The organism is Streptomyces sp. GbtcB7, assembly GCF_019091445.1.
Lineage (GTDB): Bacteria > Actinomycetota > Actinomycetes > Streptomycetales > Streptomycetaceae > Streptomyces > Streptomyces mirabilis.
Genome location: NZ_JAGXJM010000004.1, coordinates 52924 through 66474, shown reverse-complemented (window position 1 = coordinate 66474; position 13551 = coordinate 52924). Strand labels below are relative to the sequence as shown.

The 13551-nt window shown below is 73.0% G+C and carries 14 protein-coding genes and 1 pseudogene; 11 read left to right on the top strand and 4 right to left on the bottom strand.

From position 1 onward, the window contains the following. Positions 1-37: 37 nt before the first annotated feature. The 3 genes from KVT44_RS08240 (at position 38) to KVT44_RS08230 (ending at position 2853) form a co-directional block, all read left to right on the top strand. Positions 38-277 (top strand): hypothetical protein, encoded by a 240-nt coding sequence (locus KVT44_RS08240; protein ID WP_190168911.1) that lies wholly within the window; start codon positions 38-40, stop codon positions 275-277. Further along, complete coding sequence (malQ, locus tag KVT44_RS08235) at positions 278-2509, top strand: 4-alpha-glucanotransferase (RefSeq protein WP_217566551.1); 2232 nt, start codon at positions 278-280, stop codon at positions 2507-2509. 104 nt (positions 2510-2613) lie between these two features. Continuing rightward, positions 2614-2853: a hypothetical protein gene (locus tag KVT44_RS08230; RefSeq protein ID WP_054231770.1), complete on the top strand. Its 240-nt coding sequence runs from the start codon at positions 2614-2616 to the stop codon at positions 2851-2853. Positions 2854-3003: 150 nt separating this feature from the next. Here the strand turns inward: KVT44_RS08230 and KVT44_RS08225 are convergent, their stop codons facing one another. Continuing rightward, positions 3004-3597, bottom strand: a complete 594-nt coding sequence (locus tag KVT44_RS08225) for a TetR family transcriptional regulator (RefSeq protein WP_099922624.1) — start codon at positions 3595-3597, stop codon at positions 3004-3006. A 113-nt stretch (positions 3598-3710) separates the two neighbouring features. On the opposite strand from KVT44_RS08225, the gene KVT44_RS08220 reads away from it, so the two are divergent. From KVT44_RS08220 to KVT44_RS08200, 5 genes and pseudogenes are all read left to right on the top strand, one after another. Further along, entirely contained in the window at positions 3711-5213 is a 1503-nt protein-coding gene (locus KVT44_RS08220) for an FAD-dependent monooxygenase (RefSeq protein WP_217566550.1), read from the top strand. Between the two features lie 307 nt (positions 5214-5520). Then, a pseudogene (locus tag KVT44_RS59970) lies at positions 5521-5685 on the top strand (polymorphic toxin-type HINT domain-containing protein); the annotation flags it as partial. Between the two features lie 16 nt (positions 5686-5701). Continuing rightward, positions 5702-5953, top strand: a complete 252-nt coding sequence (locus KVT44_RS08210) for a hypothetical protein (protein ID WP_217566549.1) — start codon at positions 5702-5704, stop codon at positions 5951-5953. After that, entirely contained in the window at positions 5950-6399 is a 450-nt protein-coding gene (locus KVT44_RS08205) for a DUF4279 domain-containing protein (RefSeq protein WP_099922626.1), read from the top strand. Before KVT44_RS08210 ends, KVT44_RS08205 begins: the two co-directional genes overlap by 4 nt. 115 nt (positions 6400-6514) lie before the next feature. Beyond that, on the top strand, positions 6515-7033 hold the full coding sequence (locus KVT44_RS08200; RefSeq protein WP_308313931.1) for a hypothetical protein: 519 nt from the start codon (positions 6515-6517) through the stop codon (positions 7031-7033). 38 nt (positions 7034-7071) lie between these two features. Here KVT44_RS08200 and KVT44_RS08195 read toward each other — a convergent pair whose 3' ends face one another. After that, positions 7072-7569 (bottom strand): MarR family winged helix-turn-helix transcriptional regulator, encoded by a 498-nt coding sequence (locus KVT44_RS08195; RefSeq protein WP_217566548.1) that lies wholly within the window; start codon positions 7567-7569, stop codon positions 7072-7074. Between the two features lie 185 nt (positions 7570-7754). Between KVT44_RS08195 and KVT44_RS08190 the strand changes: the two genes are divergently transcribed. The 3 genes from KVT44_RS08190 to KVT44_RS08180 all read left to right on the top strand — a co-directional run bounded on the left by KVT44_RS08190 (position 7755) and on the right by KVT44_RS08180 (position 10982). Next, positions 7755-8708 (top strand): EamA family transporter, encoded by a 954-nt coding sequence (locus tag KVT44_RS08190; protein ID WP_254649129.1) that lies wholly within the window; start codon positions 7755-7757, stop codon positions 8706-8708. A 63-nt stretch (positions 8709-8771) separates the two neighbouring features. Beyond that, a complete protein-coding gene (locus KVT44_RS08185; RefSeq protein WP_217566547.1) occupies positions 8772-10130 on the top strand; it encodes a sigma-70 family RNA polymerase sigma factor in 1359 nt (452 codons plus the stop codon). A gap of 75 nt (positions 10131-10205) precedes the next feature. Then, positions 10206-10982 carry an SDR family NAD(P)-dependent oxidoreductase gene (locus KVT44_RS08180; protein WP_067370267.1) on the top strand — a complete coding sequence of 259 codons (777 nt, stop codon included), beginning with the start codon at positions 10206-10208 and terminating at the stop codon, positions 10980-10982. 48 nt (positions 10983-11030) lie between these two features. Here the strand turns inward: KVT44_RS08180 and KVT44_RS08175 are convergent, their stop codons facing one another. Further along, positions 11031-12191, bottom strand: a complete 1161-nt coding sequence (locus tag KVT44_RS08175; RefSeq protein ID WP_217566546.1) for a hypothetical protein — start codon at positions 12189-12191, stop codon at positions 11031-11033. Beyond that, positions 12188-13507 (bottom strand): ThiF family adenylyltransferase, encoded by a 1320-nt coding sequence (locus KVT44_RS08170; protein ID WP_308313947.1) that lies wholly within the window; start codon positions 13505-13507, stop codon positions 12188-12190. The genes KVT44_RS08175 and KVT44_RS08170 overlap by 4 nt, the downstream gene beginning before the upstream one ends. Positions 13508-13551: the final 44 nt, after the last annotated feature.

Genomic DNA, 13551 nt, shown 5'->3' with positions numbered 1-13551 from the left:
AACCCGCTTCCCGCCGTACGACGACAAGGAGGCCCCCGTGGCCGCATCGGCACACCTTCTGCTCTCGGCCCTCTCCAAACGCCCGACGGAGCCCTCCGTCGAGCCCCACGTGTGCGTCTTCAGCGCCGAGGGCGCCTCCGTCGAACCGCCGCTGACCAGCGAACCTCCCCTCCCCGACGCCGAGCCGCTGACCAGCGAACCGCCGCTGGCCGATGCCGCGCACCTGACCAGCGAGCCCGTCTCCACCGGCGCCGCCACGGACCTCTCGGGGGTATAGATGGCGCCTCGCCCGCCCGCGGACTCCTCGCCCGTCGGCTCCTCGCCGGCCGGCCCTCCCGACCCGCACGCACCGCTGGCGCGGCTCGCCGCACTGCACGGCGTCGCCACCTCCTACAGCCCCTCCCCGGACCGTACGGTCGCGGCCACGGACACCGCGGTCGTCGCGGCCCTGGCGGCGCTCGGCGTCGACGCGAGCGCCCCGGACGCCGTCCGCGCGGCCCTCGCCGCCCGGGAGGCCGAGACACGGGAGCGGCTGCTGCCGCCGACGGTGGTGTGCTGGGGCGGCAGCCCGCCCGCCGCGCTCGCCGGACTGCCGACCGGCACCCGCCTGCGCGTCACCACCGAACAGGGCGAGACCCGCGCCGCCGCCGAGCAACTCCCGCCCGGCGTCCACACCCTGCACGCCACCGCCCCCGACGGCCGCACCGCCGAGGCCCACCTCGTCGCCGCCCCCGCCCGGCTGCCCGCGCCGCCCGGACGCACGTACGGACTCCTCGTCCAGCTCTACTCCCTCCTCTCCCGGCGCTCCTGGGGCATGGGCGACCTCGGCGACCTCGCCGAGCTCACCGCCTGGGCCGGCCGGGCGCTCGGCGCCGGATTCGTGCAGGTCAACCCCCTGCACGCGGCCGTACCCGGCACCCCCACCGACCCCTCCCCGTACCGGCCCTCCTCCCGCCGCTTCCCCGACCCGGTCCATCTGCGGGTCGAGGACATCCCCGAGTTCGCCTACGTCGACGACCCGGGCCGGGTAGGGGCGCTGCTGGAGCGTGCCGAGCGACTGCGCGAATCCGTGCTCCACAAGGGCGCGTTGATCGACCGCGACGCCGTGTGGGAGCTCAAGCGCGAAGCGCTGGAACTGGTGCACGAAGTGCCGCTCGGGCCCGGCCGACGCGCCGCCTACGTCGACTTCCTCGCCGAGGAGGGCGAGGCGCTGGAGGACCACGCCACCTGGTGCGCGCTCGCCGAGGCGTACGGCCCCGAGTGGCAGCGGTGGCCGGTGGGCCTGCGTGACCCGCGCTCACCCGCGACGGCCCGCGCCCGCGGCGAGTTGATGGACCGCGTCGACTTCCACAGCCGCCTCGCCTGGCTCACCGACGCCCAGCTCGCCACCGCCCAGCGCTCCGCGCGCGACGCCGGGATGGCGGTGGGCCTCGTGCACGACCTCGCGGTCGGAGTGCATCCCGGCGGAGCCGACGCCTGGGCGCAGCAGGAGTACTTCGCGGCGGGCATGTCCGTCGGCGCGCCACCGGACGCCTTCAACGCACGCGGCCAGGACTGGGGCCTGCCGCCCTGGCGCCCGGACCGCCTCGCCGCCTCGGGCTACGCCCCGTACCGCCGCCTCCTGCGCGCCCTCCTCCGGCACACGGGCGCCCTGCGCATCGACCATGTGATGGGCCTGTTCCGGCTCTGGTGGGTGCCGCAGGGACAGCCGCCCACCGAGGGCACGTACGTCCGCTACGACGCCGAGGCGATGCTCGCGATCCTGACCCTGGAGGCCTCGCGGGCCGGGGCCCTGGTGATCGGCGAGGACCTCGGCACGGTCGAACCCGGCGTACGCGAGACGCTGCACGAGCGCGGGGTGCTCGGCACCTCGGTGCTGTGGTTCGAACGGGACTGGGACGGCGACGGGAAGCCCCTGCCCCCCGAGCGCTGGCGCCCCGACTGCCTGGCCACCGCCACCACCCACGACCTGCCGCCCACCGCCTCCCGGCTCACCGGCGACCACGTCGAACTCCGCGACCGGCTCGGCCTGCTCACCGGCTCACTGGAGGACGAGCGGACCGCGGCCGCGGCGGACACGGGGGAGTGGCTGGCGCTGCTCGCCCGACTCGGGCTGCTGCACGGGGCGGGCGACGCGGGTTCGGCGGTGTCGGAGGAGGCCGAGATCCAGGCCGTGCACCGCTTCCTGTTGCGCACCCCGGCCCGCATGATCGGCGTGTGGCTCCCGGACACGGTCGGCGACCGGCGACCGCAGAACCTGCCGGGCACGTGGGACCAGTACCCGAACTGGCGGCTGCCCATCGCCGACGCGGAAGGCCGCCCGGTGACCCTGGAGGAACTGGCGGCCTCGCCCCGGCTGTACGCGCTGATCGACGTGCTGCGGGGACGGTCCGGGCATCGCGGTGGACGTGATGACCGCGGGAGCGATGACCGCTGGAGCGATGACCGGGGTGAGGGTGCGCGTGGGCGTGAGGGTGGGAGTGCGCGTGGGCGTGACGGAGGCGGGTGAGCGGGCGTGACCGAGGCGTGTCAGCGGGGCGTCCGGGCGGGGGTGCGGCCTCCGTACGGCACCCCGGGCGCGCGACTCATTCAGGTGTTCGCTACGTTTGCACCGTGGACAAGAAGAACGCCCTGCGCGCCGGCGCCCTGGCTTCCGGTACGACGCTGATGATGCTGCTCATGTCGTCCCCCGCGCTCGCGCTGACCCGCGACGACGGTGACGACCCCGGCAAGGGCCTGAGCGTGATCGAAACGCTCGGCCTCTACGTCGTGACGCCGATCGTCCTGTTCCTGGTCATCGCGGGCCTCGTGATGGTCCTGGACAAGTCCGACAAGCAGCCGAAGCGGACCTGATTCCGGCTCGCTTCCTGGAGCCCCGGCCACGCGCCGAGGCCTGGATCCTTCTCGATCGAGGGAGTCCGCGCACCCACCGGGTGCGGGGACTCCCTCGACGTGTTTTCGGAGTCCCTCGACGTGTTTTCGGGGAAGCCTTTTCGGGGCCCGTCACGGATGCGGCGCCGTGAGATACCGCTGCACCGTCGGCGCCAGCCACGCCACGACCTCCTCGCGGGGCAGCGCGACGGCGGGCGGGAACCGCAGGACGTAGCGGGCCATCGCCATGCCCAGCACCTGTGAGGCGGTCAGCGCGGCCCGTGCCGGCGCCTGCTCCGGGTCGGGGCACACGCGCAGCGCGACCGGCATGAGCTGGTCCCGGAAGATGCCCTGCATGCGCGCGGCGCCGTCCGGATTGGTCACGCCGACCCGGAGCAGCACGGTGAGGACCTCGTTCTCCTCCCAGAGGTCGAGGAAGTGGCCCACCAGGACGCGGCCCACCTCGTGCGGGTCCAGCCCGTCCGGGCCCGGCAGCCGCAGGTCGACGTCGAGGACCGCGGCGAACAGTCCTTCCTTCGAGCCGTAGTACCGCATCACCATCGACGGGTCGATCCGTGCGTCCTTGGCGATCGAGCGGATCGTGGCGCGCTCGTAGCCGTCGGCGGCGAAGCGTTCGCGCGCGGCGGTGAGGATGGCGGTGCGGGTGGTGTCCGAGCGGCGGGCCGCGGGGGACGCGGCGGGTGCGGGGAGTTCCTTGTCGGGCATGCCAACAACCGTAGGCCAACAGTTGTTGACAGTCCAGAGCGGGCTCTCTATGTTGGTGAACAAGCGTTGGCCAACAAACGTTGACCAACGGGCGTTGGCATCAGGAGGCCGCCATGAACAAGACGAACGGCAAGGTGAACGGCACCACCGCGTCCCGGAACGTGATCGTCGTCGGCTCCGGCCCCACCGGCCTCCTGCTGGCTGGGGACCTCGCCGCCGCCGGTGTCCCCGTGACCCTCGTCGAGAAGCGCCCGCACGGGATCAGCAACCTCTCCCGCGCCTTCGTCCTGCACGCCCGCACCCTGGAGCAGCTCGACGCCCGCGGTCTCGCCGACGAGCTGGAGAGTCACGGCCGGACCGTCGACCGCATCCGCCTCTTCGGCCGGCTCTCCGTCGCCCTCGACACGCTCCCCTCCCGCTTCAACCACCTGCTCGTGATCCCGCAGTACGAGGTGGAGCGGGCGTTGGAGCGGCGGGCGGTCGAGGCCGGGGTGCGGTTCGTGTACGAGACCGAGGTGACCGGACTGCGCCAGGACGCGGCGGGCGTCACGCTCGAAGTCCGGGGCGCGGACGGGGCGGCGCGGGAACTGGCGGCCGCGTACGTCGTCGGGGCGGACGGGATGCGCAGCGCGGTGCGTGAGGCGGTGGGGCTGCCGTTCCCCGGGAAGTCGGTCATCCGGTCCGTCGTCCTCGCCGACGTCCTGCTCGCCGAGGAGCCGGAGTCGATCCTCACCGCCAACGCCGTCGGCGACGCCTTCGCCTTCATGGTGCCCTTCGGCGACGGCTACTACCGCGTGATCGGCTGGCACCGCGGCCGCGACGTCCCCGACAGCGCGCCGCTCGAACTCGACGAGGTCAAGGAGATCGTCCGGCTCTCCCTCGGCCATGACTACGGCATGCACGACGCCCGCTGGATGTCCCGCTTCCACAGTGACGAGCGCCAGGCACCCGCGTACCGGGTCGGGCGGGTCTTCCTCGCCGGTGACGCCGCCCATGTCCACACCCCGGCCGGCGGGCAGGGCATGAACACCGGCCTCCAGGACGCGGCGAACCTCAGTTGGAAGCTCGCGCTGGTCGTCAACGGCCACGCGGGCACGGACCTGTTGGACACCTACCAGGCCGAGCGCCACCCCGTCGGCAAGGCGGTGCTGCGCAGCAGCGGCGGGATCGTCCGGCTCGCGATGGCCAAGCACCCCTGGACGCTGGCGCTGCGCTCCGCGCTCACCACGGTCCTCAACGGCGTCGGTCCCGTGCGCCGGAAGGCGGCGGGCCAGATCACCGGCATCGGCTTCGCCTACCGGGCCCCGCGCGGCTCTCACGCCCTCGTCGGCACCCGGGTCCCCGATCTCGCCCTGAAGGGCGGCCGCCTCTACGAGGCCCTGCGCGGCGGCCGGTTCGTCCTCGTCGCACCGCCGGCGACCGTCCGGGCGTACGGCCTGGACGACCTCAAGGGCCGCAAGGACCGTCTCACCGTGGAGAGCTGGGCGAGCGACCGGCGTACGACCCTGCTGGTGCGGCCCGACGGGTACGTGGCCTGGGCCGCCGAATCCCCCGACGCGGCGGCCGTCGAGCGGGCGTTGGCGGCGGCGCTGGGCGAGGATCCGTCTTCGAACTGATCCTGCCTGGAGCGGGAATGACGGGAGGGTGACCGGCGCTTCGTGGAAGCGCCGGCATCTCAACACCGCGTCGGGTGCGGTATGTCACCGCGTGCGACGTTGAGTTGAACATGACCGATGGTAACGGTTTATGGTGATTGCGACCACGCGTTTGACACGTACGCAACACGAGGGTGGCCCGACCGCCCGGGGGGAAGCGCGGACCCGCGCCGTCGAACGACGCCTTGGGGTCCGCGCCCTGAGGAACACATGTACCTGCACGTAAAACAGAAGATCGTCACGCTCGCGACCGCACCGGGGACGGTGGGCCGACGCCCGCGACCTCAACTCCGGTGACACCCTCCGCGCCCCCGACGGCACCGGGGTCCGGATCGACAAGGTCACGCACTGGAAGGAGCCGCGGGGCGCCTACAACCTGACCGTCAACGACCTTCACACCTACTACGTGCTGGCGGGTACGACTCCCGTCCTCGTCCACAACGCGTCGTGTGATTTCATCCGGGGGAGAGCTCCCCGACGCTGCGGCCATCGATCGCGGCTCCCTGGTCAAGATCAAGGAGAAGCAGCTCGAAAAGGCGCTGAAGAGCGTCGGCGAGGACCCGCACGCCTTCAAGGCCGACTGGGTGGGGAAGAACAACGTGTCGCGGTTCGACGCGATGCGCGACGGCGAGGGCAGGGTCGTCCTCGTGAGCAAGGACGGGAAGGTCTTGGTTCCGACGAATTACAGGAACCGGCCGTGAGCGCGTTCCGGATGTACCTGAGAGTGGTCAGCGAGTCCCTGCAACCGGAGGAGATCTCCGCGCGGCTGGGGACCGGGCCCGACGAAGCGACCGCGATCGGCAGCCGCAGGCGCCCCCAGTCGCCGCCGCGCGCGCATGCGACCTGGATCCGGCACGCCTCGGCCGCGGGCGGGCCCGGGCGGCCGGAGGATCTCGAACCGGTGGTCCTCGGCTGGGGGCCGGAGTTCGCCGCGGCCCTGGGGCGGCTGGCCGGCTCCGGGGACGCCGACGTCTCCCTGGTGATCGTCCAGGAGCTCACCGATCCCGAGGACCCGCGGCAGAAGGGCATCTTCCTGGGCGCGGCCCTGCTGGCCTGGCTGGCCCAGGCCGGGGCGTCGCTGGACATCGATCAGTACGTGTACTACGACTGCGACGACCAGCGGGGCGACGGCGACCCCGGCCAGTAGCGCTTCGTCAGGTTTCCTACTGGTCGGCGTCTGGGCATTCGGGTCGATCTCAACCCGTGGGTTGAGGCGGAAACCCACCCTCGGCTCCACCCTGGAGCCGAGGTGGTTCCGCGTCGTGAAGCGCAAGCTCATGGGCATGACGACGACCGACTACGTGATCTCCGCGTCCCTCATCCTCCTCGTGATCCCGCAGATCCGAGGCGTCCGGCAGACGCTGCACCACACGCTGCTGCCGCTCGTGGCCGTCGCCGCCGCGGCCGCCTACTACCTCAAGTCCTTCCCGACCCAGGGGCACGACCTCGGACTCGACATCGCCGGTGTCGTCGCCGGCGCGGTCCTGGGCGTCGCCTGCGGCGCGGCCACCCGGCTGAGCCGCGCCTCGGACGGGATCGCGTTCGCCCGCGCCGGGGCACTCGCCGCGCTCCTGTGGATCGTCGGCATGGCCTCGCGCGCCGGATTCGAGTACTGGGCCACTCATGGCGGTTCCGGGAGCCTGGTGCGGTTCAGCCAGGACAATCTGATCACCGGTTCCGCCGCCTGGACCGCCGCGCTGCTGCTGATGGCACTGGCTCAGGTCCTGGGCCGGCTCGCCGTGATACGCGTCAGGTCGAGCCGGGTCGCCACGGCGGGCTGAGGCCCTCAGGGCCGGGCTCGGTCGGCCCGGCCGAGACCCTAGGCGCCGGTGCCGATCAGCAACTCGCGCAACAGGGCGGCCAGTTGACCGGATCGTTCCTCGTCGAGGTGGGCCAGGGCCTCCGTCTGGACGGCGAGCCCCGCGCCGACGGCCTCGTCGATGAGCCGCAGCCCCTTGTCCGTGAGCGTCACCTGGAGTCCGCGCCGGTCGTGCGGGTCGGGGGAGCGCCGTAGCAGCCCCGCGCGTTCCAGCTTGTCCAGGCGCCCGGTCATTCCGCCGGTGGTGAGCATGAGCGTCGCCGAGAGCTGCCGGGGCGAGAGGGTGTACGGGGCGTCCGAGCGACGCAGGGTCGCGAGCACGTCGAACTCCCCGCGCGAGATCCCGTAGGGCGCGTACGCCTTCTCCATCCGGTCGCCCATCGTGCGGGCGAGCCGGAAGACGCGGCCGAAGACCTCCATCGCGGCGGTGTCGAGGTCCGGCCGGGCGGTGGCCCACTGCTCGATGATCGCGTCGACCGGGTCCTGGGGCGTCTTCATGGGGGCGAGTATCCGCCGAGGGGTCGATTGCCCGCAAGAAAGTAGCTGACGAGGAAGTAGCTGGCAAGGGAGTTGCTTGGTGGTGAGTTGCTTGAAGATGAGTTGTTCAGTGCAAAGTAGCTTGACCCGAAGTCGCTTAGAGCTAAGCTGCTTTTCACTGACCTACTTCGGAATCGGGTGCCACCATGGCCGCGAACGCGAACCGTCCCGCCCTCATAGCCCTGACCGCGCTGGCCCCCATCGCCTGGGGCAGCACCTACGCCGTCACCACGGAGTTCCTCCCCGCCGACCGCCCCCTGTTCACCGGGGTGATGCGAGCCCTGCCCGCCGGGCTGCTGCTCCTCGCGTCGGCCCGGGTGCTGCCGCGCGGCGCCTGGTGGGGGAAGGCTGTGGTACTGGGCGCGCTGAACATCGGCGCCTTCTTTCCGCTGCTGTTCCTCTCCGCGTATCGGCTGCCCGGCGGCATGGCGGCGGTCGTCGGCTCGGTCGGGCCGCTGTTCGTCGCGGGCCTCGCGGCGCTGCTGCTCGGTGACCGCCCGACCCTTCGGACGCTCCTCACCGGTGTCGCCGCGGCCCTCGGTGTCAGCCTCGTCGTGCTGAAGGCGGCGGGCGCGCTGGACGCGGTGGGGGTCCTCGCGGCGCTCGCCGCGACCGCGTCGATGTCCACCGGCACGGTGCTCACCAAGCGGTGGGGCCGGCCGGACGGGGTCGGTCCGTTGGCGCTCACCGCCTGGCAGTTGACGGCGGGCGGGCTGCTGATCGTCCCGGTCGCCCTCCTGGTCGAGGGCGCGCCGCCCGCGCTGGACGGCCGGGCGGTCGGCGGATACCTCTACCTCGCGCTGGCGAACACGGCGGTGGCGTACTGGCTCTGGTTCCGGGGCATCGGCCGGCTCAGCGCCACCCAGGTCACCTTCCTCGGCCCGCTGTCGCCGCTGACCGCGGCCGTCATCGGCTGGGCGGCGCTCGGGCAGTCGCTGACGCCGGTGCAAGTGGCGGGGATGGTACTGGCGTTCGGGGCGACGGTGTTCGGTCAGGTCGGGCCGCGTGGCGGGCGGCCGGCTCCCGCCGGAGGCTTTGCGGGAGGCGGCTGCGGGGCTGGGGGAGCGGCGATAACGTCACGTCGTCCGCGCGTGACGTAATTCCCCGATCCCCCGATCCCCCGATCCCCCGGTCCCCCGATTCCCCGATTCCTGGAGGTTCCTGTGGTCGACGGTGTGTGTCCTGGGTGCGGGAAGCCGCTGGCCGGGCGGACCGGGCGCAAGGGGCGGAGTTCCGTGTACTGCTCGGCCGCCTGTCGGCAGAGGGCGTACCGGGAGCGGCGGGCGGCGCCCTCGGACACCGTCCAGGGGCTCATCGAGGAGGTCGGGCGGCAGGTTCGTGAGCTGGTCCCGGCGCCGCCCGCCGTCTTCTACTCCGGGGTGAGCGAGCTGGCCACCTCCGTGGGGCGGTTGCGGCGCATCGCCCGGACGGCCCGCGACACGGCAGGCCCCGGTACGGCGGACCCCGTCACGGAGGAGCCCGTCATGGGCGAGCCCGGCGCGGTGGATCCCGTCACGACCGGCCCCGTTACGGAAGTGGCCCTCGCGGAGAGCGACTTCGCCGCGCTCGTCGAGTCCTACCGGCGCGAACTGCGCGTGCACTGCTACCGGATGTCGGGCTCGTACGACGATGCCGAGGACCTCGTGCAGGAGACGTTCCTGCGGGCCTGGCGGGCCCGGGACGGGTTCGCGGGGCGGGCGAGCGTACGGACGTGGCTGTACCGGATCGCCACCAACGCCTGCCTGGACTTCCAGCGGCGCACGGCGCGCCGCCCACAGCGGTACGAGCCGCTGCCCGGGATGAACCACGGCGGCGCCGAGCCTCCGGCCCGCATCACCTGGCTCCAGCCCTACCCCGACGACGACCTGCCCTCGACCGAAGAGCAGCCCGACGCGCTCGCCGTCTCCCGGGAGACCCTGGAGCTCGTCTTCCTCGCCGCGATCCAGCATCTGCCGCCCCGCCAGCGCGCCGTCCTCGTCCTGCGCGACGTCCTGGGGCTGGCCGCCGCGGAGACCGCCGCGGTACTGGAGATGACCGTCGCCTCGGTCAACAGCGCGCTGCAACGGGCCCGGCCCACCCTGCGCGGCCACCTGCCCCGCCGCCGCGCCGAGTGGACCGCGGAGGCGGACGTCCGTGAGCGCGAGATCCTGGCGCGTTACATGGCCGCCGCCGAACGCCTCGACCTCACCGAGGTCGCCACCCTGCTCAGCGAGGACATCACGCTCACCATGCCGCCGAACCCGTTCTGGTTCGTCGGCCGCGAGGCGCTCGTGGAGTTCCTGTCCGTCAGCCTCGACCCCGCCTCCCCGATGTTCCTCGGTCACTGGCGCCACCTGCCCGCCCGCGCCAACGGACAGCTCGCGGCCGGGGGGTACGTCCGGCGCCCGGGTACGACCGTCTACCGCGCGCAGGTCCTCGACGTCCTCCGTGTCGAGGGCGATCGCATCGTGGAGATCACCTCCTTCGAGCCGCATCTCTTCCCGGTGTTCGGACTGCCGCTGCGGCTGCCCGCCGACCGATGAGTGAGAGACGGCGCGTACGTCTGCATGACCGACTCGTACGGGCCGCTCTTACGACCCACCTCACGGAGGTTCACCATGCTGCTCACCGACAAGACCGCGGTCATCTACGGCGCCGGCGGATCCATCGGCGGCGCCGTCGCCCGTACCTTCGCCCGCGAGGGTGCCCACGTGCACCTCGTGGGGCGTACGGCGGCGACGCTCGACGCGGTGGCCAAGGACATCGAGGCGGAGGGCGGCCACGCCGGGACGGCGGTCGTCGACGCGCTCGACGAGGCGGCGGTCGAGGCGCACATCGCGTCGCTGGACGCCGTCGACATCTCCTTCAACCTCGTCACCCGGGGTGATGTGCAGGGTGCCTCGCTGCTCGACATGCCTGTCGACGACTTCGTACGTCCGGTCGTCACCGGTATCCGCGCCAACGTCGTCACCGCCCGCGCCGCCGCCCGCCGCATGGCCGAGCGGGGCTCCGGCGTGGTCCTCACGCTCAACAGCGGTTCGGCGCACGGCAGTCCGATGATGGGCGGAACGGGCCCGGCCGACGCGGCGATCGACACGCTGGTACGCAACCTGGCGATGGAACTGGGGCCGCGCGGGGTGCGGGCCGTGGGCCTGTGGGCGGCCGGTGTGCCCGAGACGCTGACCCGCGAGAAGCTCGCCGCGGTCGACAGCGCCATGGCCCTCGACGAGAACGCCCTCCAGGGCCTGCTCGCGAACCTGGCCGGAATGCGCATGACCCGCCGCAACCCCACCCTCCCCGAGATCGCCGCGACCGCCGCCTTCCTCGCCTCCGACCACGCGGGCGGCATCACCGGCACCTTCGTCAACGTCACCGGCGGGATGTTCCCGGGCTAGGACGACCGGCTGGCACGACCGGCTAGGACGACCGGCCGGCACGACCGGCTAGGACGACCGACGGCCGCGGCGGTCGCGCCACCACGTGCGGGCCCACAGCACATGCACCCCGCCGAGCGCGACCACGACGGCCGTCGCGTCGAGGCGCACGGCGGGGGAGTGGCCGGGGCCCAGGTGCGCCACCGCGCGGGCGAACAGCGTGATGTCCGCGGGCAGGGTGACGGTCGCGAGGAACGCGAGACACAGCGTGGTGCCGACGACGAGCACCACGCTGTACGCGCGCACCGCCCGCCGTTCGTGGGCGGGGAGTTCGAGGCTGGGATCCGGGGCGGTGGTACGGCGCAGCGCCCGCCGTGCCGCGTACTTCGTGTACGCCACCCCGTCCCCGTACAGATCGCGGCAGCGCGTCAGGTCCTGGAGTACGAAGTACACGTCCGTACGCATGAAGACCATGAGCTGGAAGGGGAGGGGGAGCAGCGCGAGCAGGGCGACGGCGGCCAGGATCCGACGGGGGGTGCCGTGCGTGGCGCCCGCGGCGAGGGCGGCCAGGGAGGCGGCGGTGAGGTTGGTCGCGATCCCGGCGAGGTAGGCGGTCAACCGGTGGCGGCGCGGGGCGAGTTCGATGCCGCTGATGTCCGTCTGCATGACCAGGAACTGCAGGCGCGTGCCGAGGCGCATCCGGCCGGGCACGCCGGTCGCCCGGGCGGTCACCAGGTGCGCGCACTCGTGGAGCAGCAGGAGCGTCCAGCCGAAGCCCGCGCCGAGCGCGATCACCGCGCTGCCGTGCGGGCTCCAGAGGAGGGTGTGGTAGTTGAGGGGAACGGGTGGGCGGGTGAGCAGGGTGGTGGTGATCAGCAGGGCGATGAGGACGGGCAGGGCCGGGCTGAGCACCCAGCGCACATGGCGGGGACTGATCCGGGCGAGCGTCGGCTTCGGCGGGGGCGGCGAGGCCACTTCCCGTCCGTCCACCTCGGCCACGAACCCCAGGTCCACCAGCGCCTCGACGAAATCGGGTACGTCGATGTCGTCGCCGGTGGTCTCCCGCAGCCGTTCCCCGACCTCGGTGGTGCTCAGCCCCTGCCCGAGCAGGTCCAGCGCCTGCTTGCCGACCTCGGGCAGCGCGACGAACCGGCCCGTCGCCAGCCGGCCGACGATCCATTCGTCGCCGTCGGGGCGGGAGTCGAGGGCGTGCAGGCGCACGTGGTTCACGCGCGCTCCCCGGCCGCGCCGGTGGCTCCGCCCGTGCCGGTGGCCCCGTCGGCGGGTCTGTCGCCGCACGCCGGGCAGTCGGGCCGCCGGGGGAATCTCTGCAGCACCGGGTCGCCCGGCAGCATCAGGTTCATCCCGAAACGGAAGCCGGGGTCGAGCGCCGGGACACCGGTCAGCAGGGCCAGGGCCGCGTGGGCGAGCAGTCCGCCGGACAGGCCCGCGGTGACCGCGGTCGCGGGGTTCCACGGCAGGTGCGGGGAGGCGACCCCGTCGTCCTGGCCGGGCGCCAGGCGCAGCTCGCGGCGGGCCACCTCACCGGCCCGCAGACACTCCCAGCAGGCACCCCGGCCGGGTACGTGGACCCCGGCCGTCACCAGGGGGCCGCGGTAGCCGGCGTCGACCCAGGGCAGGTCCGCGGCCAGACAGACCCGGTTCGCCCAGCGGCGGATGTCGTCGGGACGGTCGGCGGCGAGGACGAGAAGGTCGTACGAGCTCCGCGACGAGTACGGGAGTTCGGGTGCCCCGGCCTGTTTCGGTTCGCTCGGGGCTTGGGGCGTCCCGGCCTGTTTCGGTTCGCTCGGGGCTTGGGGCGTCCCGGCCCGTTTCGGTTCGCTCGGGACGTCGGGTGCCCCGGTCCGTATCAGCTCCGCCAGGTCCGCCGGATGTCGTATCTCCCGGCGCTCCCCGGTCACCGTCACGTCCGAGTTCAGCGCCCGCAGGGTGGCGAGCGCGGCCGTCACCTTCGGGCGGCCGAGGTCGGACTCGCGGAAGAGGGGCTGGCGGTTGAGGTTGGACAGCTCCACCACGTCCGGGTCCACGCAGTGCAGACGGCCGACCCCGGAGGCGACCAGGCTCTGCGCGGCGTACCCGCCCGTGCCGCCGACGCCGACCAGCAGCACCCGGGCCCGGCGCAGCCGGAGCTGGGCGTCCCAGGGACTCGTCCGGGGGCCGAGGTCCATCCAGCGCAGCAGCGGCACCCCCCGGCTGTAGCGCAGCCGTTCCCGCTCGGACACCGGCACGGGCGCCGCCGCGTCCTCCACGAACCCGGCGTCGAGCAGGTCCGCCATCGCCTGCCGGGCGTCCTCGGGCGTGAGGTCGGGAAGTTCGGGATGCGCCCTCAGTACCTCGCCGACCACCGCAGACGGCTCCCGCGTTCCGTCCATCGTCTCGACCAGCGTCCAGACCCAGCCCTGCGGGTCCTCGATCTCGGCGCCGATGCCGTGGATGACGCTGCCGATGCGGACGTTGCCGTCGATCGTGCGGTACGGCCGGTGCTCGGGCTTGATCCGGGGCCTGCGGAGCGTGTCGACCGGCACCGTCACCAGGACCCCTTCCCGTTACAGGTACATGCCTTGACACT

Excerpts from the sequence above, each read along its gene's own strand:
- KVT44_RS08225 (WP_099922624.1), bottom strand. The coding sequence starts at position 3,597 with ATGCCCGACAAGGAACTCCCCGCACCCGCCGCGTCCCCCGCGGCCCGC.
- KVT44_RS08195 (WP_217566548.1), bottom strand. The coding sequence starts at position 7,569 with ATGAAGACGCCCCAGGACCCGGTCGACGCGATCATCGAGCAGTGGGCC.
- malQ (WP_217566551.1), top strand. The coding sequence starts at position 278 with ATGGCGCCTCGCCCGCCCGCGGACTCCTCGCCCGTCGGCTCCTCGCCG.
- KVT44_RS08180 (WP_067370267.1), top strand. The coding sequence starts at position 10,206 with ATGCTGCTCACCGACAAGACCGCGGTCATCTACGGCGCCGGCGGATCC.
- KVT44_RS08190 (WP_254649129.1), top strand. The coding sequence starts at position 7,755 with ATGGCCGCGAACGCGAACCGTCCCGCCCTCATAGCCCTGACCGCGCTG.
- KVT44_RS08220 (WP_217566550.1), top strand. The coding sequence starts at position 3,711 with ATGAACAAGACGAACGGCAAGGTGAACGGCACCACCGCGTCCCGGAAC.